The 20,032-nt window shown below is 61.8% G+C and carries 19 protein-coding genes; 16 read left to right on the forward strand and 3 right to left on the reverse strand.

From position 1 onward, the window contains the following. Window positions 1-28: 28 nt before the first annotated feature. The 3 genes from AC070A_RS26080 to AC070A_RS26090 form a co-directional block, all read right to left on the reverse strand. The gene (locus AC070A_RS26080) at window positions 29-925 is read right to left on the reverse strand and encodes an NAD-dependent epimerase/dehydratase family protein (RefSeq protein WP_057248745.1); all 897 of its coding nucleotides are present in this window, start codon (window positions 923-925) and stop codon (window positions 29-31) included. Window positions 926-1,108: 183 nt separating this feature from the next. After that, the gene (locus AC070A_RS26085; RefSeq protein WP_057248744.1) at window positions 1,109-2,101 is read right to left on the reverse strand and encodes a sugar-binding protein; all 993 of its coding nucleotides are present in this window, start codon (window positions 2,099-2,101) and stop codon (window positions 1,109-1,111) included. 47 nt (window positions 2,102-2,148) lie between these two features. Beyond that, on the reverse strand, window positions 2,149-3,129 hold the full coding sequence (locus AC070A_RS26090; protein WP_057248743.1) for an NAD-dependent epimerase/dehydratase family protein: 981 nt from the start codon (window positions 3,127-3,129) through the stop codon (window positions 2,149-2,151). Between the two features lie 170 nt (window positions 3,130-3,299). Here AC070A_RS26090 and AC070A_RS26095 point away from each other — a divergent pair, with 170 nt between their 5' ends. The 16 genes from AC070A_RS26095 to nuoG all read left to right on the forward strand — a co-directional run bounded on the left by AC070A_RS26095 (window position 3,300) and on the right by nuoG (window position 20,012). Next, window positions 3,300-4,070 (forward strand): ATP-binding cassette domain-containing protein, encoded by a 771-nt coding sequence (locus tag AC070A_RS26095; RefSeq protein ID WP_112947708.1) that lies wholly within the window; start codon window positions 3,300-3,302, stop codon window positions 4,068-4,070. Window positions 4,071-4,116: 46 nt separating this feature from the next. Beyond that, window positions 4,117-5,112, forward strand: coding sequence for an ABC transporter permease (locus AC070A_RS26100; RefSeq protein ID WP_057248741.1), 996 nt, complete (start codon window positions 4,117-4,119; stop codon window positions 5,110-5,112). A 436-nt stretch (window positions 5,113-5,548) separates the two neighbouring features. Next, window positions 5,549-6,049 (forward strand): NADH-quinone oxidoreductase subunit J family protein, encoded by a 501-nt coding sequence (locus AC070A_RS26105; protein ID WP_492384030.1) that lies wholly within the window; start codon window positions 5,549-5,551, stop codon window positions 6,047-6,049. Continuing rightward, window positions 6,049-6,351, forward strand: a complete 303-nt coding sequence (gene nuoK, locus AC070A_RS26110; protein WP_057248739.1) for an NADH-quinone oxidoreductase subunit NuoK — start codon at window positions 6,049-6,051, stop codon at window positions 6,349-6,351. The genes AC070A_RS26105 and nuoK overlap by 1 nt, the downstream gene beginning before the upstream one ends. A 4-nt stretch (window positions 6,352-6,355) precedes the next feature. After that, window positions 6,356-7,819: a monovalent cation/H+ antiporter subunit D family protein gene (locus tag AC070A_RS26115; RefSeq protein WP_492384029.1), complete on the forward strand. Its 1,464-nt coding sequence runs from the start codon at window positions 6,356-6,358 to the stop codon at window positions 7,817-7,819. Further along, on the forward strand, window positions 7,816-8,070 hold the full coding sequence (locus tag AC070A_RS26120; RefSeq protein WP_113736430.1) for a hypothetical protein: 255 nt from the start codon (window positions 7,816-7,818) through the stop codon (window positions 8,068-8,070). Before AC070A_RS26115 ends, AC070A_RS26120 begins: the two co-directional genes overlap by 4 nt. Beyond that, window positions 8,063-9,838, forward strand: coding sequence for a Na(+)/H(+) antiporter subunit D (locus AC070A_RS26125; protein WP_492384028.1), 1,776 nt, complete (start codon window positions 8,063-8,065; stop codon window positions 9,836-9,838). Before AC070A_RS26120 ends, AC070A_RS26125 begins: the two co-directional genes overlap by 8 nt. Window positions 9,839-9,846: 8 nt before the next feature. After that, window positions 9,847-11,322: a complex I subunit 4 family protein gene (locus AC070A_RS26130; protein WP_492384027.1), complete on the forward strand. Its 1,476-nt coding sequence runs from the start codon at window positions 9,847-9,849 to the stop codon at window positions 11,320-11,322. After that, complete coding sequence (locus AC070A_RS26135; RefSeq protein WP_492384026.1) at window positions 11,319-12,758, forward strand: NADH-quinone oxidoreductase subunit N; 1,440 nt, start codon at window positions 11,319-11,321, stop codon at window positions 12,756-12,758. Before AC070A_RS26130 ends, AC070A_RS26135 begins: the two co-directional genes overlap by 4 nt. A gap of 153 nt (window positions 12,759-12,911) precedes the next feature. Then, a complete protein-coding gene (locus AC070A_RS26140; RefSeq protein ID WP_057248733.1) occupies window positions 12,912-13,277 on the forward strand; it encodes an NADH-quinone oxidoreductase subunit A in 366 nt (121 codons plus the stop codon). Continuing rightward, a complete protein-coding gene (locus AC070A_RS26145) occupies window positions 13,265-13,768 on the forward strand; it encodes a NuoB/complex I 20 kDa subunit family protein (RefSeq protein ID WP_057248732.1) in 504 nt (167 codons plus the stop codon). Before AC070A_RS26140 ends, AC070A_RS26145 begins: the two co-directional genes overlap by 13 nt. Next, window positions 13,765-14,301 carry an NADH-quinone oxidoreductase subunit C gene (locus tag AC070A_RS26150; protein WP_492384025.1) on the forward strand — a complete coding sequence of 179 codons (537 nt, stop codon included), beginning with the start codon at window positions 13,765-13,767 and terminating at the stop codon, window positions 14,299-14,301. The genes AC070A_RS26145 and AC070A_RS26150 overlap by 4 nt, the downstream gene beginning before the upstream one ends. Before the next feature lie 92 nt (window positions 14,302-14,393). After that, window positions 14,394-15,608: an NADH dehydrogenase (quinone) subunit D gene (gene nuoD, locus AC070A_RS26155; RefSeq protein ID WP_492384024.1), complete on the forward strand. Its 1,215-nt coding sequence runs from the start codon at window positions 14,394-14,396 to the stop codon at window positions 15,606-15,608. Between the two features lie 16 nt (window positions 15,609-15,624). Beyond that, complete coding sequence (nuoE, locus tag AC070A_RS26160; protein WP_218373681.1) at window positions 15,625-16,137, forward strand: NADH-quinone oxidoreductase subunit NuoE; 513 nt, start codon at window positions 15,625-15,627, stop codon at window positions 16,135-16,137. Window positions 16,138-16,141: 4 nt separating this feature from the next. Beyond that, window positions 16,142-17,407 (forward strand): NADH-quinone oxidoreductase subunit NuoF, encoded by a 1,266-nt coding sequence (nuoF, locus tag AC070A_RS26165; RefSeq protein WP_494773598.1) that lies wholly within the window; start codon window positions 16,142-16,144, stop codon window positions 17,405-17,407. 28 nt (window positions 17,408-17,435) lie between these two features. Then, window positions 17,436-20,012 (forward strand): NADH-quinone oxidoreductase subunit NuoG, encoded by a 2,577-nt coding sequence (gene nuoG, locus AC070A_RS26170; protein ID WP_492384022.1) that lies wholly within the window; start codon window positions 17,436-17,438, stop codon window positions 20,010-20,012. Window positions 20,013-20,032: the final 20 nt, after the last annotated feature.

Raw genomic sequence — 20,032 nt, forward strand, 5'->3', positions numbered from 1 at the left:
CGTCTGTAACGCTCAGCCGCGCAGAGCGTCACCCGACGTCAACATATTTCCGCCAGCTGTGTTGCGGCTCAAAGTCGAGCATCGCGCGGGCTTTGCGGTTTGATAAGAGCGTCTCGTATTCGCCGATCTGCCCCTTGACAGGAACGCCTTGGTAGAACCGGTCGATCAGTTCGCGGGTTGGAATGTCGGAGGACGTATCGTCGCTTGCTGCGTTGAAGACCTGGAACCCAAGACCGTCCGTCTCCACGGCCCTCAGTGTGATCTGGCCGAGGTCGCGCGCATCGACATAGCTCCAGGCAATGCGCTTGCGAAAGCCCGGATCGGCAAACCAGCCGGGGAAGAGATGGTATTCGTTGGGCTCGATCACATTGCCAATGCGCAGGGCATAGATGTCGGCGCCGCTTCTGAGTGCAAAGGCGCGCGCGGTCTTTTCATTGACGACTTTGGAGAGTGCGTAGCTATCCATCGGGTCGACGTCATAGTCCTCGTCGAGCGGGAAATAGCGTGGGTTTCGCGGCTCGTTGGCGAAGACGAGGCCGTAGGTCGTCTCACTCGATGCGATGACGATCTTGCGGATGCCAAGCTTCACCGCCGCCTCGATGACATTGTAGGTGCCGATCGCATTGACGCGAAAGAGCTCGTTGTCGGGGGCGATCAGGATGCGCGGGATCGCGGCAAAGTGGACAACGGCATCGATCGGCTGCGGCGCGAGCGAAGGGTCGAATTCGTGCAGGCCCGTGTAGCTTGACAGTGCATTGAACACTTGGCCGCTGTCCGTGATGTCGGTGATCAGCGTGCGCACTTTCGGGTTGTCGAGGGGCTTCGTGTCGAGGTTGAGCACCTGGTGGCCCTGTTCGACGAGGTATTGCACGACATGGCGGCCGGCCTTGCCGCTCCCTCCGGTGAAGATGATCCGCTTGGTCATTGTGTTCTCCATGTCCTGCAAGATTGGGGGATGATCCCTATCGATGATAGTTCGTAAGGGAGATCTTCCAAGCGGGGTCGTTGCAGGTTGCCGCGGCCAGCCGGCAAGAGTGCGCGCTGACCCCGGTTGTCGCGGATAGGGCGAAGGCCGGGACGCTCGGTAAAGGGCGCCCCGGCGGCGGTTTTACTTCTGAATGCAGGTATCCGCCGTGTCCTTGGTGCATTCGTCGAGACCCGTGAATACCGGATCCTCCACCGGCTTGCCGGCGATCAGGTCCAGCATGACCGACGGCGCCTTGTAGCCCATTTCGAACGGGCGCTGGCCGACGAGCGCAGTTACGAGACCTTCCTTGGCAATCGCCACCTCGTCGCCGATCGTGTCCGCCGCGCCGATGACGAATTCATTTTTCGCGATCTTGTCCGCCATCGGCTTGAACAGGTCGCGATAGGGTTGCGGCGCGCCGAAAAGCGGCCAACCGCCCATGATGCCGAAGGCGTCGAGGTCGGGATTGGCAGCGAGGATATCCGTCATCGCCTGTACGCCCTTGGCGCCGTCGTCATTGGTAAAGACCGGGCAACCTGCGACCTCCGTCCACCCGCCTTCACCCTTCAGTTCGGCAAGCCCGTCTTTCCCGGTGAGCACGTCACGCATGCCCTGGGCCCGCCGCAGGATGTTGTCGGCACCAGGGTTGCCCTCGATCGTGCAGATCTTGCCACCGTTCGGCTTGGCCTTCTTGATGTAATCGGCGATCCGCGCCCCCATCGTGTAGTTGTCGGTGCCGAGATAGGTCTTGCGCAGACCCGCGTCTTCCTTGGCGAGATCGGCGTCGAGCGTCATGACCGGAACCGTCGGATTGGCGGTTTTCAGTGTCTGGGCAATCAGCTTGGCGTTGGATGGCGAAATGGCGATCGCAGCCGTGCTGGGCTTGCCGAGCATGTCCTGGACGATCTGCGCCTCGCCGGCTTCGTCGGAGGTCGACGCCGGGCCGGTATAGAAGCACTCATATTCCGAGCTTGTGTTTTCCTTGTTCCACTTCTGGCATCCCTGGTTGATTGCCTCGAAGAACGGATTGTCGAGGCCTTTGACGACAATGACGAGCTGCTTCTTCGTCTGGGCGCCGGCGGAGCCGGCGGCCAGCGCGAGCGCTGCAACTGCAAGCACCAATGCTTTCCTCATTCTATCCTCCCGTTGAACAAGCGGACACTATCTGTCCGCGGCACAAATCAACCCGGATACCAGACGATGCGAGGGTCGCTTGACGAACGCTCGTATTGCCAGGCCTGGTCGATAAGCTTTTTAAGATCGTATTCCGGCTGCCAGCCCAGCAGGTACTTCGCCTTGCTGTTGTCCAACCAGTTCGAGTGGAAGTGGCTTGGAACGTCGACGGACGGCAGACCGCGCGTGCGCCTGAGGTAGCTTGCGACCTCGCCGTAGTCGACCGGGCGATCCATGGCGACGTTGAAGCGCTGGCGTTCTGCGCGCGGATTGTCGATCGTGTTGAGTATTGCCGAGACGAGGTCGCTGACGTGAACGAAGTTGCGCTTGAGCGGCCTTCCGTCGGCATCGCGCAGCAACGGAACCGTTCCGGCCTCTGCGTAGCGCCTGGCTTCGTCGGGCGCAAAAAGCGTTTTCCAGTCGGGTCCACCGAACACGTCGTCACCGAAGGAAAGCGAATATTTGAAGTCGTCCTTCTCCATGATCCACGGCGCCCGGAGGCAACAGACGTTCAACCCGTATTGGATCGCGTACTGCTCGACGACCACTTCCTCGAGCACTTTCGAGAGCGCGTAGCAGCCGGGATAGGCGCGGTGCGGTGTCGACTCCGTTATCGGTCCGTCATGAGAATAGAAGAAATGCCCGACCGCGGCGTCGCCGCCGATCAGGATGAACTGCCGTGCCGTGGGGCTCGTTCTGAACGCTTCGAGCAGCCAGAAGAGGCCCTTGACTGTCACGTCCATGACGTCGGCCGGTGTTTCCTTGCAAGTCGCCAGATGCACGACGTGGCTGACACCGGCAATCGCGTCTTCCGCGACCGCACGATCGGCGATAGAGCCGCGGATGATATCAAGCCGCTCGGCTGGATCGAGCACACGGTTATGGCAGAGCGCGCGAACGCGCGCTTGCGAAAAACGTGGCCGATCAAGCAGCGTTGCTATGAGGTGCCGCCCGACCTTGCCAGTTGCCCCGGTGACAAGGATAAGCATGCTTATCTCCCAAGAATTAGCTAATATATGATCGCTTCGCCTCAATGTCTATTTGTCATACAAAACAGGTTTATCGGGTGAGAGATCATTGACGCGTTCATGACGATTTGCGTAAATAAGCAGTCGCTGGCTCGCGAGGGGGCGGACATGCGGCGAGGCGTCCTGGCGGATTGGCGCGTGTTGGCGAGTCTGGAAGGCTGGTCGTGCTGCTAGAGCTCAGCAATATTTCCAAGCATTTCGGGGCCATACAGGCAGTGAATGACATTTCGCTGTCGTTAGAGGCCGGTCAGGTTGTCGGCCTGATGGGCGACAACGGCGCCGGCAAATCGACGCTTGTCAAAATGATCGCAGGCAATTTCCGTCCGAGCCACGGAACCATTCGCCTTAACGGCAGCGATATCGTGCTGCATCGCCCCATCGAGGCAAGGCAGTTCGGCATCGAGATTGTTCACCAGGATCTGGCCCTTTGTGACAACCTCTCCGCGGCCGCGAATGTCTTCCTCGGCCGCGAACTGAGGCGCGGTATCGGCCCCCTGCGCGTGCTAGACTACAAGGCTATGTACCGCCGTGCCGGGGAGATCTTCAAAGAACTCCGCTCGGAGACCAGGCCACGCGACCTCGTGCGGCAGATGTCGGGTGGCCAACGGCAAGCGGTGGCGATTGCGCGTACGATGATCTCGCAGGCGAAGATCGTCTTGATGGACGAGCCGACGGCGGCAATTTCCGTGCGCCAGGTGGCCGAAGTGCTGCATCTGATCCGGCAGTTGCGCGATCGCGGCATCCTGGTTGTGCTCATCAGCCATCGTATGCCCGATGTCTTCGATGTCGCCGATCGCGTCGTCGTCATGCGCCGGGGCCGCAAGGTGGCGGACAAGCCGATCTCGGAGACCTCGCCGGAGGAGGTGACGGGGCTGATTACTGGCGCCATCGAGGTTGGATGAGGGACAAGCGAGCTCGATCTTCTGCACCGGAGGAATGGGAGGAACGATGGCAACGACGCTGGACCAGACGATCGAGCGCAGGCAGCGCACGCTCGGAGGAACGATCCTCGGCAACCAGACCTTCTGGGTTCTGATCGCTGTCATCCTTGCCTGCATCTTTCTGTCCTTTGCCACCGACAGCTTCGCGACCGCAAAGAATCTTTACAACATCACCCGCAACGTCACCTTCGTCGCAATCATCGCCCTCGGCATGACGCTCGTCATCATCACCGGCGGGATCGACCTCTCGGTGGGCTCGGTGCTGTGCCTGTGCAGCATGGTGCTCGCCGTCACGATGCACGCGGGATACAGCATCGAGACAGGTATTGCCGTCTCGATCGCGACTGCGTTGGTGATCGGTGCGTTCAATGGCATCCTCATTGCCTATCTCGGCTTTCCGCCCTTTGTCGTGACCCTCGGCATGCTCTCGATTGCCCGAAGCCTGGCCATGGTCGCGTCCAACAATACGGTGGTTTTCGAGTTCGGCCCGGACCACGACAAGCTGCTGTCGCTCGGCGGCGGATCCGTCTTCGGTATCGCCAACCCGGTGATCTACATGATCATGTTGGCACTGCTCACCGGTTTCGTGCTGCGCTGGACCCGGATTGGCCGCTACATTTACGCCATCGGCGGCAACGAGAAGGCGGCCACGGCCACGGGCCTCCCCGTGCGGCCGATCAAGGTCTGCGTCTACATGATCTCGGCGCTCTCGGCCGGCGTCGCCGGCATCATCCAAACCGGCTGGCTCGGTGCGGTGACGACCAATATCGGCGCCGGCATGGAACTGCAGGTCATCGCCGCGGCCGTGATCGGGGGCGCGAATCTCGCTGGCGGCGTCGGCACTGCCTTCGGCGCGCTCGTCGGCGCAGCACTGATCGAGGTGATCCGCAATAGCCTCGGGCTTCTCGGCATCAACGCCTTCTGGCAGGGTACGTTCATCGGCAGCGCGACTATCCTCGCAGTTCTTTTCGATCGTATCCGCAATTTCCGCCAGAGCGAGTAGCATTCAGTCTTCCTCTACACTGGTGCGAGAATTCTCACGAGGACTGCAGAAGGGGATGGGATTGCGACGCAAGCCAGCCGTCACGCGGTGAGTGGTGTCCCGCCGCAGCATCCCAGTTCTTCAATGAATCTACTGACATTGCTCGCTTTAAAGCCGGCGACGGGGCCGCAAGTTTGTTTGCGGGCTCATGAAATCATCTGTTCCGGAATGTGCGCAGACTGCCAAGAAGGGAGCCACCCTGAGGGTCGCGCACTGGCAAGTCGCCCATACGAAGCCGGTTTGGCTCCGCGCGGCCTCATTCGATTATGTTGCCGACAATATTCTTGTGAAAAATCCTTCCCTCAGGCACAATTTATGAACGCAACCGAAGTGCGGCGCTATCTGAATTCCGGCCGTCACGCGCCGCGGAACGGTTCGCGCGGGAGAGGCTGCGTCAATGGGCCAGGGGTTCTTCCTTCTGTTTGCTGCGGGGGCCGTGATCACCGCCCTGACAGTCGTCCTGGCGCGCAACCCTGTTCACAGCGCATTGGCGCTGATGGCATGTTTCCTGCAGATTTCGGCAATCTTCGTCCTGCTCGAGGCGCCGCTGCTCGCGGTCGTGCAGATCTTCGTCTATGTCGGCGCCATCATGGTCCTCTTCCTGTTCGTGATCATGATGATCGATGTGCGCGAGGCGGTGCTGCAGCGGTTTCTGCCGGGGCGAAATCTGCCTGCATTGACCCTGCTCGTCCTGCTTGGGGTCGAGATGCTGGCACTGGTGCTCTGGAGCGGCCGCTTCTCGGCGGTTGAGCCGATAGCACGGCGCGCCGGTGATCAAGTCAGGCAGCTCAGCACGACACTTTTCGCCGACTATCTCCTGCCGTTTGAAGTCGCTTCGATCATCCTTCTCGCGGCACTTGTCGGCGCCATTGTGCTGGCACGAAAGGAGTCCGGGTGATGGTTCCGCTCTGGTGGTACATTTCACTCGCAGTGGTCCTGTTCGTGATCGGAGCCGCGGGTGTGCTGCTCAGGCGCAATATCCTGGTCGTGCTGATGTCGCTCGAACTGCTGCTCAACTCGGTCAACATCAATTTCATCGCGTTCGGACGTTACTACGATGATTTTCGCGGGCAGATCTTCGCGATCTTCGTCATCGCCATCACCGCGGCGGAGGTTGCCGTCGCCCTCGGCATTCTGGTCGCCCTCGTGAGGAACAAGTCCACCCTCAAGATCGACGACGTGACGGCGATGAAAGGATAGCGGCTTGGAACCGGTGCTATCAGTCCGGCCGCTACTTGCCGTCGCCATCGCCGGCCTGGCGGCACTTGCAGTTCTCCTCCTGAACAAGCACGAGAAAATCCGGGATGCCGTCTCGCCTCTGGCTGCGGTCGCCATGTTCGCGATCGTCATCTCGATGGCGCCCATCGTGCTGGCGGGCGGCACCGTCGAACTGCGCCTGTTCGAGATCCTGCCGGGGATCGACTTCGTTTTTCGGGTCGACGCGCTCGGCATGGTGTTTGCCACCGTCTCGTCGCTGTTGTGGATCGTCGCAGCGGTCTATTCGATCGGCTACATGCGGCACCTGAACGAGCACGCGCAGACCCGCTTCTTCGCCTGCTTTGCCACTAGTCTCGCCGCCGCCGTCGGTGGTGCTTTTGCTGCCAATCTGTTCACGCTGGTGATCTTCTACGAGGTGCTGAGCCTCGTGACCTATCCGCTCGTCTACCACCATGAGGACGAAGAGGCCTGGGCGGGCAGCCGCAAGTACCTCGTCTACCTGATGGGCGCGTCGAAAAGCGTGCTTCTCGCCGCGCTGGCGCTGACCTATCAAATTGCCGGGTCCCTCGACTTTGTACCCGGAGGGTTGCTGGCGAGGGTCGATGCCTCGGCGCCGCTGCTGACGGTTATCTATTTCTGCTACCTGTTCGGCTTCGCCAAGGCCGCAGTGATGCCGATGCATGCCTGGCTGCCTGCTGCAATGGTTGCACCGACGCCGGTCAGCGCGCTCTTGCATGCCGTGGCGGTGGTCAAGATGGGCGTATTCTGCGTGTTGCGGGTGGTGTTCCATGTCTTCGGCGTGGAACTGGTGGGCAGGCTGGGTCTCGGCATTGCGACGGCCTACCTCGTCTCCTTCACCATCCTGATGGCGTCGATCTATGCCCTGACCCGGGACGACCTCAAGGCGCGGCTCGCCTATTCGACGGTCAGCCAGCTCTCCTACGTGGTGCTGGGCGCGGTGCTTTTGTCTCCCGTGGCGATGATTGGCGGCATCCTTCATATCGCAGTGCACGCCTTCTCCAAGATCACGCTGTTCTTCTGCGCCGGGTCGATCTACTGCGCCTCGGGAAAACGAAACATCAGCGACATGGCCGGCATCGGGCGCCGGCTGCCCTGGACGATGGGGGCATTCTTCGTCGCTTCACTCAGCATGATCGGCGTGCCGCCAACCGCCGGTTTCATCAGCAAGTGGTATCTGACGCTCGGCTCGGTCGAAGCAGGCGAGATGGCGTTCCTGGCCGTCCTCTTGGCGAGCTCGGTCCTCAACGCCGCCTACTTCCTGCCCGTCAGCTATATCGCCTTTTTCAAAGCGGAGGCGCCGGGAGCGGCGGAACCTGTCCGTGAGATTCCGCTGGTGACGATCCCGCTGGTCGCCACCGCTGCCTTGTCGGTGTTGATGGGTATCTTCCCCGGTTATTTCCTCGCCTTGGCGGAAGGAGTGGTCAGATGATCAAGCGTGTCGTCGATTTCTTTGGTGACGAGGGCCATGCGCGGTCGCGCCGCCGGTTGTTCTATATGGTGCTCGCTCTCATCGTCGTCGCCGATTTTCTGGTTCCGCGCGAACACGCCGAATATCTCTGGGACCGTTTGCCTGGCTGGTCTGCCGTCTATGGCTTCGGCTCCTGCCTGCTGCTCATCTTCGTTTCCAAGTTCCTCGGCCATCAGGGCGGGCTCATGCGGCGCGAGGACTATTATGATTGAGTTCGTCCATCCCGCCCTTCTGTTCATTCTCGGTGCCGTGCCGATCCCGTTCCTGAAGGGATCGATCCGCAAGACCTACCTGGTGCTAATCCCGGCTCTGGCGATCGCCGCGGTCCTCGCGATGGAGCCGGGCAGCTATGGCGCGGGGCGCTTCATCGGACAGGAAATCCTGTTTGCAAAGGTCGACAAGCTCAGCATCGTTTTCGCCACCGTTTTCACCATCATGGCGCTGATCGGCATGGTCTACGCGCTGCATCTGTCGCAAGCCGGCCAGCATGTGGCCGCCTTCGTCTATGTCGGCAGCGCGCTCGGCGTTGTATTCGCCGGCGACTACCTCACCCTTTACCTCTTCTGGGAGGGCATGGCGTTTGCGTCGGCCTATCTGGTCTTCGCGCAAGGGGGCGAACGGGCAATCCGTGCGGCGTTCCGCTATCTGATGGTGCATGTCACGGGTGGCGTCGCTCTGCTCGGCGGTATCGTGCTTCACAGGCTCGCGGCCGGCTCGCTGCTCTTTGGCCCGATCGCGGGCGGCGCTCTCGGGGGAACAATGGACGTCGGCGGCTATCTGATCCTGGCCGGGTTCCTGCTCAATGCCGCGGTGCCGCCGCTCAACGCCTGGCTGACCGATGCCTACCCCGAGGCGACCGTCACGGGGGCGGTGTTCATGAGCGCCTTCACCACCAAGACGGCCGTCTACGTGCTGGCGCGCGCATTTCCTGGAACCGAGCTTCTCGTCTGGCTCGGCGCTGTGATGGCGCTCTACGGCGTCATCTACGCGGTGCTTGAGAACGACTGTCGGCGGCTGCTTGCCTATCACATCGTCAGCCAGGTGGGTTACATGGTGGCGGGTATCGGCATCGGCACCGAGATGGCCGTGAACGGAGCCACCAGCCACGCCTTCGCCCATATCCTCTACAAGGCGCTTCTCTTCATGGGCGCGGGGGCGGTGATTGAGGTCACCGGGCGGCGTAAGCTCACCGAGTTGGGCGGCCTCTACAAAACCATGCCGCTGACGGTTGCCCTCTACATGGTCGGCGCCTTCGCGATCTCGGCCTTTCCGTTCTTCTCGGGCTTCGTCACCAAGTCGATGGTGATAGCCGCCGCCGGGCAGGACCACCGGGCGCTCGTGGTTCTGGCGCTCACGATGGCATCGTCAGGGACGTTCCTGCACACCGGCCTCAAGCTGCCCTACTACATGTTTTTCGGCACGAACCGAAAGCTGGAGGCGCGGGAGCCGCCCCGCAACATGCTGGTTGCCATGGGGATAGCGGCGGTGTTTTGCATCGTGATCGGCGTGTTCCCGGAACCGCTTTACGCGCTGCTTCCCTATCCGGTCGCTTTTGAGCCCTATACGGGCGTCCATGTGACCGAGAGCCTGGGCTTGCTGATGTTTACCGCGCTGGGCTTCGTCCTGTTCCTGAAAGCGCTCGATCCGGAAAACACAATCAGCATCGACACTGACTGGTTCTACCGAAAGGGCGCGCGCGCCTTCCTGTGGCTCGCCGAGAAACCCCTGGCGCGCTACGAAAAGGCGGTGAGCAACGTGTCCGACACCTTAGCGCTGCCGCTTCTGCACGGGACGGCGCGCGCCGGGCTGCGGGTCGATCTCAACGGCGTCGATGCCGCAGTGAATGGCTTCGCGCGTGCCATCCTTAGTGGCGGCGGTGCGCTGCGGCGTCTGCAGACCGGCGTCGTCACTCACTACGCGCTGGCGATGATCGCCGGTGTGATCGCGGCGATCGCCGTTTTTGCCATGGTGTGGCAGTAGGGGGTGTGATGGCGTTCCCGCTGCTCAGCCTCATCGTCTTCGTACCTGCCGCTGGGGCAGCGGTCGTGATGTTCATGCGCAGCGACGATCTCGCGCGGTGGGCGGCGCTCGGCTTCACCGTGCTCGACTTGGCGCTCGCCATCGCGATGCTCGCCGGTTTTGACACCGGGACCTCCCAGATGCAGTTCGTCGAGACGCGCCCGTGGGTGCCGGCACTCGGCATTACTTTTGCGCTCGGCGTCGACGGAATCAGCGCGCTTTTCGTGTTCCTCACGGCGCTGTTGGGCTGGATCTCGGTGCTCGCCTCATGGATCGCCATCGACCGCAAGGTGAAGCAGTTCATGATCAGCCTGCTCACCATGCAGGCCCTGATGTTGGGTGTGTTCTCGGCGCTCGACCTGTTTCTGTTCTATGTCTGCTGGGAGGCGATGCTGATCCCGATGTATCTGATCATCGGTATCTGGGGCGGCGACGGCCGCGTCTATGCGGCGTTCAAGTTCTTCCTTTACACGCTGGCGGGCAGCCTCCTGTTCCTGATCGGCATCATCGTGCTGTATTTCGAGGGCGGCAGGACCTTCGACATCCTCGTCTTGATGGAGCTCGACCTGCCGTTCGAGGTTCAGTCCTGGCTGTTCTTCGCCTTCCTCGTCGCATTCGCGGTCAAGGTGCCGATGGTCCCGCTTCATACCTGGCTGCCGGACGCCCATGTGCAGGCTCCAACAGCAGGCAGCATCATCCTTGCCGGCGTGCTCCTGAAGATGGGCGCCTACGGGTTCCTGAGGTTCTCGCTGCCGATGCTGCCGGAGGCCTCGGTCCATTATTCGACCCTGATGATGGCGCTTTCGGCGCTCGCGATCGTCTATGGCGGCCTGCTGGCGCTGGCGCAGGACGACCTGAAGAAGCTGGTGGCCTATTCCAGCATCAGCCATATGGGTTTCGTGACGCTTGGGATTTTTGCCCTCAACCCGCTCGGGCTCCAAGGCAGCATCCTGCAGATGTTCAATCATGGCGTGACGACCGGCGCCCTGTTTCTGTTCGTCGGCCTGATCTACGAGCGGACCCACACCCGCAGCATCGCCGACTATGGCGGCTTGATGAAGGTCGCGCCTGTCTACACCGGATTTCTGGCGTTGTTCGTGCTGTCCTCCATGGCGCTGCCGGGAACGAACGCGTTCGTGGGTGAGTTGCTGGTGCTGTCGGGCGGGTTTGCGGCCAACCTCACGCTTGGCGCGGTCGCCGTTTTGGGTGCATTGCTGGGCGCAGCCTATCTGCTCGGCATGTACCGGAAGGTCGCGCTTGGTCCGGCGAGTGTCGGTACGCGCTTCAAGGTCCGCGATGTCAACGGCCGCGAGATGGCGGCGATCCTGCCGCTCGCTGTCTTCGTGTTTTGGGTCGGGCTCTACCCAAAGCCCTTTCTCGCCATCATCGATAGCTCGGTCACGCATCTCTTGCAGCAGGTGCACGACAAGGGGAACGGCCCATGACCGCCGCAGCGCTCCTTCCGTCGATCCTCGCGAGCCTGCCCGAAATCATCGTGGTTACGGGGGCCTGCATCCTGCTGATCGCCGGACAGTTCGTGCCGAAGGGGCGGGACGCTGTCCTTGTCTGGTCCTCGGTCGCAATCGTGCTGCTTGCCGCCCTGGGGACATTCACACTGTCGGGTGGGGCGCAGCCGGCCTATGCGGGCATGTTCGTCGCCGACCCGTTCTCTGTCTTCTTCAAGTCCCTGTTCTACCTGGCGATCGTCCTGACGTTCCTGCTCTCGCGAAACTATGCTGACATCGAAGGGATTGGCGGCAGCGAATATTACGTCCTGCTGCTCCTTGCGCTTTCCGGCATGATGATCATGGCCTCGGCGACCGACCTTCTCGCGATCTATGTCGGTCTCGAACTGATGGTGCTCTGCACCTACGTGCTGACCGGCTTCCTGCGGCGTGAGCAACGGTCAAACGAGGCGGCGCTGAAATATGTGATCCTCGGCGCAGTCTCGACCGGGATATTCCTTTATGGCGTCTCGCTGGTCTACGGCCTCACCGGCACGACCCAACTGGACCGGATGGCGGCAGCAGTCACCGGTGATCCGCTCGATCCGGGCTTGCTTTTGGCGGTGGTCTTCATTGTCGCCGGACTGGTCTTCAAGATTGGCGCGGTGCCGTTCCACATGTGGGTGCCGGATGTCTACGAGGGTGCACCGACGACGATAACCGCCTTCATGTCCGTCGGGCCGAAGGCGGCGGGCTTCGCGGTGATCCTCAGGGTGTTTCTCAACCCGCTGGTCGCGGGCTCCAACGTCTGGATCATATTGGCCGTGATCGCGGTCGTAACGATGGCGCTCGGCAGTTTCGTGGCGCTGGTGCAGGAAAATTTCAAGCGTCTGCTCGCCTATTCCAGCATCGCCCACGCCGGCTTTGCCATTTTCGGGATCGTGGCCGGCGGTGCCGACGGGGTCGCCAGCGTGATGCTCTACCTCTTGATCTACACCTTCATGAATCTCGGCATCTTCGGCGCCGTCATCATGATGCGAAACGGCAATTTCTCGGGCGAGGTTATCGAGGACTATGCCGGTTTCGCCAAGCTGCATCCGGGGCTGGCTCTACTGATGTTGCTCTATCTGTTCTCGCTCGCGGGTATTCCGCCAACGGCCGGCTTTTTTGCCAAGTTCTACGTGCTGGTCGCGCTCGTCGAGCGTGGTTTTGTCCTGCTCGCCGTGATCGCAGTACTCTTGAGCGCTGTCGCCGCCTATTTCTACATCCGCATCGTCATGGTGATGTTCATGCGCGAGCCGGAACGGGTGTTCGAGCCGGCGCTGACGCCTCTGGTCGGCGCCGCTCTCGCCGTCACTGCCGCCGGCACGGTCGGCATCGGTCTGTTTCCAGCGTGGTTTCTGAAGCTCGCTCAGCAGTCGGCCTTCGGCGGCTGAGCGATCGCATTTGCATTGGCCTATGCGACGGAATAAACTAGCGGTTTAGGAAAGGAATGCCCTTAGTCACTTCCCGGGGCGACCGCGTTACCGGCCCGAAGGAGCCGATCGCGGCTTGAGCAACGTCCCCGATGGGTGACCGGGCTGTGCAATATGTCTGCAGCGGAATTCCTCCCGGTTCTTTTCATGATCGCCGGAATTGTTCTGGTGGTGGGGGCGACGCTTTTTGTTTCCTCGCTCTTGCGGCCATCCAATCCTTATCTCGAAAAGAACATGCCCTATGAATGCGGCATGGACCCGGCAGGCGAAGCCGCCGGGGGGCGCTTCAGGGTGCAGTTCTTCATCCTCGCGATCCTCCTGGTCGTCTTCGATGTCGAGGCGATGTTTCTCTTTCCCTGGGCGGTCGTCCTCAAAGAGATCGGTATCGTCGGCTATCTTGAGATGTTCGTCTTCATCGTCCTGCTTCTCGTGGGCTTCGCCTACGCCTGGCTGAAGGGAGCGCTGGAATGGGAGGAGTAGGAAACACGATCCAGGACAGCGTGCTGTTCACCACGGCCGAGAGCGTCATCAATTGGAGCCGAAGCTCGGCCTTGTGGCCCGAGACCTTCGGTATCGCCTGTTGTGCCATCGAAATGATCTCGGCCGGTTGCGCGCGCTACGACCTCGACCGGTTCGGCGTGGTGTTCCGCCCTTCACCGCGGCAGTCCGATGTGATGATCATCGCTGGCACTGTGACCCGTAAATTCGCGCCCGTCGTGCGCCGGCTCTACGACCAGATGCCGGAGCCGCGCTGGGTGATCGCCATGGGTACCTGCGCTATATCGGGCGGCGTCTACAACACCTATGCCGTTGTGCAAGGGTCTGAAACCTTCGTTCCGGTTGACGTGCACGTCCCCGGATGCCCACCGCGCCCCGAGGCGCTGATGCATGGCTTTCTGCTGCTGCAAGAAAAGATCAAGAGGTCCCGCGCGCTGGCCGGAACGCCTCTCGATCGGGCTGCGGCATCATGAGTGTCGAGCCATCTCTCAATCGCGCTCCGATCCTGGAGCGCTTCGGGGAAACGATCGAGGATCTCGGCACTAAGCATGGCATCGATGTCTTTGTGGTTCCGCCCGAAAAGATCGTCGAGTTCTGCCGGTTCCTGAAAGACGATCCGGAGCTCAGGTTCAATTTCCTTTCCGACATCTGCGGCGTCGACCACTATCCCGAAACGCCGCGCTTCGAGGCGGTCTATCACCTCTATTCGCTGCCCAACCGCTGGCGGGTCCGCATCAAGTGTCGGCTTGGCGACCCGCCTGAGGTCCCCTCGGTCACCGCAGTCTGGCGCACCGCCAACTGGCATGAGCGCGAGGCCTGGGACATGTATGGCATCCGGTTCCAGGGGCATCCCGATTTGCGCCGGATCTACATGTGGGAGGGCTTCGAGGGCTTTCCTCAGCGCAAGGATTTCCCGCTCAGGGGTTACAAGGACAAGCTGAACCCGTTTGGTGCCGAAGGTCCGCCGCCGACACAGCCAGACCTCGCCACGCGGGAGATTCCATAGGGAGGGAGAAGGACTGGTGCGGGCGGTTTTCCGCTGGGACCGATCCGAAATCATCATGAACTACGGAGACCGATCGACGCCGGAGAGTTGAGATGACCGAAGTCACCGAGCTCACGAGGCCGGAAGGAGAAGCGCTCAACAGCAAGGAAGTGCTTCTCAATCTCGGGCCCCAGCACCCCAGCACCCATGGGGTCCTCCGGCTCGTCCTCGAACTGGACGGCGAATATGTCAAGCGGCTGGACCCCCACATCGGCTACCTGCATCGCGGCACCGAAAAACTGGCGGAAAGCTTCACCTATACGCAGATCTTCCCGCTGACCGACCGGCTTGACTATCTCTGCCCCCCTTCGAACAACCTGGCCTTCGCGCTCGCGGTGGAGAAACTCCTTGGCATCGAGGCACCGATCCGGGCGCAATATATCCGCGTGATGATGGCGGAACTCGCGCGCATCTCCGGTCATCTGCTGATCACCGGCGCGCTGCCGATGGACCTCGGCGCCATGACCGCGCTGCTTTACGTCATGCGCGAGCGTGAAATGATCATGGATCTCATGGAAATGATCACCGGTGCGCGTATGCACACTTCCTTCTGCCGGGTTGGTGGCGTGCGCGAGGACCTTCCTGACGAATTCTTCCCGAAGATCCGGGAGTTTTGCGAGATCTTCCCGAACCGGATCCGCGACTATGAGCGGCTGCTCGAAGACAACCGGGTGTTCCTCAAACGCACTCAGGGGATTGGCGTGATCTCTGCCGAAGACGCCATTGATCTGGGCCTCAGCGGTCCGAACCTGCGGGCCTCCGGCGTCGACTGGGACATCCGCCGTGACGAGCCTTACGAGATCTACGACCGGCTCGATTTCAATGTCATCACCCGCACCGAGGGCGATTGTTATGCGCGTTGGCGGTGCCGGGTCGACGAGATGCGCGAAAGCATGCGGATCATCGAACAATGCATCGACCAGATGCCCGAGGGGCCGTTCCAGGTCGACATGCCGACGATCGCCTTCCCCGTCGACAAGGAGCGCGTGCATTGCTCGATGGAGGCGTTGATCCAGCATTTCGACCTGTCGGCCTATGGCTTCAACGTGCCGAAGGGGGAGGTCTATTCGGCAATCGAGGCACCCAAGGGTGAGCTGGGGTTCTACATCATCAGCGACGGGTCGCCGAAACCGTTTCGCATGAAGGTCAGGGCACCCTCGTTCGTCAACCTCCAGGCGGTCTTCGGAGTGACGAACGCTCGCTATCTGGCGGACATGATCGCCGTGCTCGGCAGCCTCGATCCTGTGATGGCGGAGGTGGACAAGTAGCAGGGATTTGGACGTGATGACGATGCGCGAAAAGATCGAACAGGCGGCGGCGCGGTACCCCGACCAGCGCTCGGCGATCATGCCCGCGCTTCTGATCGCGCAAAGGGAACATGGCCATCTGCCCGGGCCGGTGCTGGAAGAGGTCGCCGAAATCCTCGGCGTCGAGCGGATCTGGGTCTACGAGCTGGCGACCTTCTATACGCTTTTCCATACCGAGCCGGTGGGGAGGTTCCATCTACAGCTCTGCGACAACGTATCCTGCATGCTGCGGCGATCCGAGGAGCTGCTGACGCATCTGGAGAAGGTCCTTAGGATCAAGAAGGGCGGCACGACCCCCGATGGGCTGTTCACGCTCTCGACCGTCGAATGCCTCGGTGCCTGCGAGATGGCCCCGGTGATGCAGGTCGGCGACGACTATCACGGCAATCTCGACATCGAGCGGATCGATGCGCTCCTCGCCCGGCTGTGCGCGACGGTGCCCGAGACGAACGGCGCCGATCTTGCTGCCGCCGAACCACCGGGGGAATAGCGCCATGTACGAACCGGTTCTTCTGAAGAACGTGCACGTGCCGGATGGACATCTCCTCTCCACCTATGAGGCCGGCGGTGGCTACCGAGGGCTTGCCAAAGCCCTCAAGGAATACACGCCCGACGAGATCATCGAGGTCATAAAAAGATCGAACCTGCGCGGCCGCGGCGGAGCCGGGTTTCCGACCGGCATGAAGTGGAGCTTCGTGCCGAAGCGGGCCGACAAGCCGAAATATCTCTGCTGCAATGCCGACGAAGGGGAGCCTGGCACCTTCAAGGACCGTATCGTTATGGAGCGGGACCCGCACCAACTGATCGAAGGCATGGCGATTAGCGCCTACGCGATCGGGGCCGAGGTCGCCTATGTCTATATTCGCGGAGAGTATGTGCTGGCGATCCGACGGCTGGATCAGGCGATCGCGGAGGCCAACGCCAAGGGCTATCTCGGAGCGAGGATACTGGGCTCGGATTTCAATTTCGTCGTGCATGTTCATTGCGGCGCCGGCGCTTATATCTGCGGCGAGGAGACCGCGATGCTCGACTCGCTCGAGGGCAAGAGGGCGCAGCCGCGCCTGAAGCCGCCATTCCCGGCGGTTGCCGGGCTCTATGCCAGCCCGACCGTCATCAACAATGTCGAGACGCTGGTCTGCGTGCCGCATATCGTGGCGCGGGGCGCCGATTGGTTCCGCAGCATCGGACCGGAGAAGAGCCCCGGACCGAAGCTCTATTGCGTCAGCGGGCAGGTGCGCAAACCCGGGCTTTACGAACTGCCGATGGGAATTCCGCTTCGCGAACTCGTCGAGGACCATGCCGGCGGGCCGCCGGCCGGTCGCAAGATCAAGGCGGTGATCCCAGGTGGTGTTTCCGCGCCGGTGATCCCTGAGCCGGGCCTGGACATCGGAATGGACTTTGACTCGCTTGCTGCCGCCGGCACGATGCTGGGCTCGGCGGGGGTGATCGTCGTCGACGACACGACCTGCATGGTCAAGGTCGCCACCCGCATCATCGAGTTCTTTCACCACGAGTCCTGTGGCAAGTGCACACCCTGCCGCGAGGGGCTGAACTGGGTGGTGAAAGTGCTGCGCCGGATCGAAGCGGGCGAGGGCGCCCCCGGCGACATGGAGCAGCTGGATATGCTCTGCAAAGGCATTTTCGGCAATACGTTTTGTGCTTTGGGTGACGGTGCGGCGATGGGATTGCGGGCCTCGCTTGCGCATTTCCGCGAGGAGTTCGTCGCCCATATCGAGGAGCGGAAGTGTCCGTTCCACTGAGGAGCGCTCTAGCGCGGGCGAGTAGGCCATGGTTAGCGTTACGATCAATGGGCAAACACTGGAAGTCGAGGCCGGCTCGACTGTGTTGCAGGCCGCCCAGCGATTGGGCATCGAAATTCCGACCTTCTGCTACCTGAAGCGCCTGCCGCCGCTTGCCTCCTGCCGCATGTGTCTCATCGAGATCGAGGGGCTGCGGCGGCTACAGCCGTCCTGCGCCACGGCCGTCACTGAAGGCATGGTCGTGCGAACGGACACGCCGCTGATTGATGAAACGCGTTCTTCCATGCTGGACATGCTGCTCGCCAACCACCCGCTCGACTGTCCGATCTGCGACAAGGGTGGCGAATGTGAGCTTCAGGACATGGTGATGGCCTATGGTCCGGGGAGAAGCCGCTTTCATGATCCCAAGCGCGTCTTCCATTCTCGCGATATTCGCCTCAGTCCCGTCGTCATCATGAACGTCAACCGCTGCATCCAGTGCCAGCGCTGCGTGCGGATGTGTGAGGAGGTCGTCGGCGCGGTCGCCCTCGGCACCGTCGAGAAAGGCATGGATACGGCCGTCACCGGCTTCGAGGGCAGTCTCGCCAGTTGCGACCAGTGCGGCAACTGCATCGAAGTCTGTCCGGTCGGCGCGCTGATGAGTTTCCCCTATCGCTACAAGGCGCGGCCCTGGGACCTCGCCGAGGTCGACACGATCTGCCCGCATTGCGGCACCGGATGTCAACTGACGGTCGGCGCGCGCAAGGGCGAGTTCATGCGGGTCCGATCCAAGGAGGAACACGGCGTTAACCGCGAAACGCTATGCGCACGCGGCCGGTTCGGCCTTGACTTCATCGAAGGACACGACCGGATCAAACGACCAATGATCCGCCGCGATGGCGCGCTGGTTCCGGTTTCCTGGGACGAAGCAGGAGACTATCTGCGCCGGCGGCTGGCGGCGGTCGAAAGCAAGGCTTCTGGCGGAGTTGTCTCGCCGCGCCTGCCCAATGAGGTGCTCTATCAGTTCCAGAAGCTCATGCGCACGGTTTTCCGGACCAACAACATCGACTGCTCGTCGCGCTGGTCTACGCCCTTCGATGCACTCGCCCCTCTGATGGCGAGCTACACGCGCGCGCCGCTGCAGGAGGTGATCGGCGTCGACCGCGTGCTTGTCATCGGTGGCAACGTGACCGAGGAAAACCCGGTTACGGAATATCTGCTGCGGGATGCCGCCCGGCGACGCGGCGCCGGATTGCTCATGCTCACGACGCGGCCGTCCCGTCTCGACGCCGATGCGGAGGTTGTGGTTCGTGTACCGCCCGGCGGAGAGGCCACGAGCCTTGCGGCCGTTGTCGCCGCGCTTGCAGCGGCAGCCGGCGAGAAACTATCGAGTGACGTTCTTGCCGAGATCGGAGTAACAATCGGCGGCCCGGCGGCTCGCGATGGCAGCGACGGACCGGATCGTCTGGCCGCCGCGCTCAACAAAGACGGCACCGTCACCGTGCTCGTCGGTGTCGACCTCCTGAGATCGTCCGAAGCGCGGGTGGTGTTGCACCAGCTCAACAACCTCCTGCAACTGCTCCGCCTCCTCGGCAAGACCCCAGCATTGCAGATCCTTTTCGACCGCGCCAACCAGATGGGCGCGTGGGATATGGGGGCTTTGGCGGGCGCCTTCCCTGGCCTGCAGGCGGTCGCCGACGATACGGTGCGCAGCGCTTTTGCCCGGAACTGGCGCACCGAAATCCCTCACGAGCCTGGTTCTGATCTCGATGCGATGCTGGATCTGTCCGTCGCTGGGCAGATTGGCGCCCTCTACCTTGTCGGGACCGACCCGCTGATCGCCTATCCGGACAGGGAGTTCGTGGCACGGGCCCTTGGGGCTGCTGCTCTGCTGATCGTGCAGGACAGTTTCCTTACGGAGACGGCCGCACTGGCCGAGGTCGTTTTGCCAGCGGCGGGCTACGGTGAAGAGCACGGCAGCTTTACCAACAACGAAGGTCGCATCCAGCAGGTCCGCAAGTTCCGGGAACCAGTCTTCGAGGCGCGGGGCAATCTCGCTATCTTCGATTTTGTCGCAGCACTGCGCGGCCAAACATTGCAGCATTCGACGCACGTCGAGATTTTCGATGAGATCGCCCGGCTGCTTCCGGCCTATCAGGCATTGACTTGGGCCGGGCTTGGCGCCGACGGTGCCTTCACCAAGGCGGATCCGACACCACCCTTGGGCGCTTTTCACGCACCGCCAGCTGTTTCGCAGGCGAGCGACGGGCTCATGCTCGTCACCGGCAACTGCCTGTTTCACAATGGCTATCTTTCGGAGCGCTCGGAGATTCTGAATACGGTCGCCAACGACCCCTATGTCGCGATGAGCGCTGAGGATGCTGCGCAGCTTGGCCTTGCAGATGGTGATCAGGTTGTCGTTCGGTCAACCCGTGGCGAACTGAGCGCGCAGCTTAAGGTCGAGAAGCCGTTTCCCAAGGGCCTCGTCTTTATCCCCGAAAACTATCGGTCTCTGCGCCTCAACAGCTTGATGCAGCGGGGTGAATACCCGTGTCCGGTCGAGGTTCAAAAGGCGCAAGCCGCCCACGAAATCAAGGGTACGAATCGGATCTGGCGTGGAGCGTGAGGTTGGGCGCGAGGCACTGT

This window comes from Ensifer sp. GW101-20A05, assembly GCF_059424735.1.

Coding starts and splice junctions, on each gene's coding strand:
- nuoF (WP_494773598.1), top strand. CDS start 16,142: ATGTACGAACCGGTTCTTCTGAAGAACGTGCACGTGCCGGATGGACAT.
- nuoE (WP_218373681.1), top strand. CDS start 15,625: ATGACGATGCGCGAAAAGATCGAACAGGCGGCGGCGCGGTACCCCGAC.
- nuoK (WP_057248739.1), top strand. CDS start 6,049: ATGGTTCCGCTCTGGTGGTACATTTCACTCGCAGTGGTCCTGTTCGTG.
- nuoD (WP_492384024.1), top strand. CDS start 14,394: ATGACCGAAGTCACCGAGCTCACGAGGCCGGAAGGAGAAGCGCTCAAC.
- AC070A_RS26085 (WP_057248744.1), bottom strand. CDS start 2,101: ATGAGGAAAGCATTGGTGCTTGCAGTTGCAGCGCTCGCGCTGGCCGCC.
- AC070A_RS26100 (WP_057248741.1), top strand. CDS start 4,117: ATGGCAACGACGCTGGACCAGACGATCGAGCGCAGGCAGCGCACGCTC.
- AC070A_RS26105 (WP_492384030.1), top strand. CDS start 5,549: ATGGGCCAGGGGTTCTTCCTTCTGTTTGCTGCGGGGGCCGTGATCACC.
- AC070A_RS26145 (WP_057248732.1), top strand. CDS start 13,265: ATGGGAGGAGTAGGAAACACGATCCAGGACAGCGTGCTGTTCACCACG.
- AC070A_RS26120 (WP_113736430.1), top strand. CDS start 7,816: ATGATCAAGCGTGTCGTCGATTTCTTTGGTGACGAGGGCCATGCGCGG.
- AC070A_RS26080 (WP_057248745.1), bottom strand. CDS start 925: ATGACCAAGCGGATCATCTTCACCGGAGGGAGCGGCAAGGCCGGCCGC.
- AC070A_RS26130 (WP_492384027.1), top strand. CDS start 9,847: ATGGCGTTCCCGCTGCTCAGCCTCATCGTCTTCGTACCTGCCGCTGGG.
- AC070A_RS26150 (WP_492384025.1), top strand. CDS start 13,765: ATGAGTGTCGAGCCATCTCTCAATCGCGCTCCGATCCTGGAGCGCTTC.
- AC070A_RS26140 (WP_057248733.1), top strand. CDS start 12,912: ATGTCTGCAGCGGAATTCCTCCCGGTTCTTTTCATGATCGCCGGAATT.
- AC070A_RS26090 (WP_057248743.1), bottom strand. CDS start 3,129: ATGCTTATCCTTGTCACCGGGGCAACTGGCAAGGTCGGGCGGCACCTC.
- AC070A_RS26135 (WP_492384026.1), top strand. CDS start 11,319: ATGACCGCCGCAGCGCTCCTTCCGTCGATCCTCGCGAGCCTGCCCGAA.
- AC070A_RS26125 (WP_492384028.1), top strand. CDS start 8,063: ATGATTGAGTTCGTCCATCCCGCCCTTCTGTTCATTCTCGGTGCCGTG.
- nuoG (WP_492384022.1), top strand. CDS start 17,436: ATGGTTAGCGTTACGATCAATGGGCAAACACTGGAAGTCGAGGCCGGC.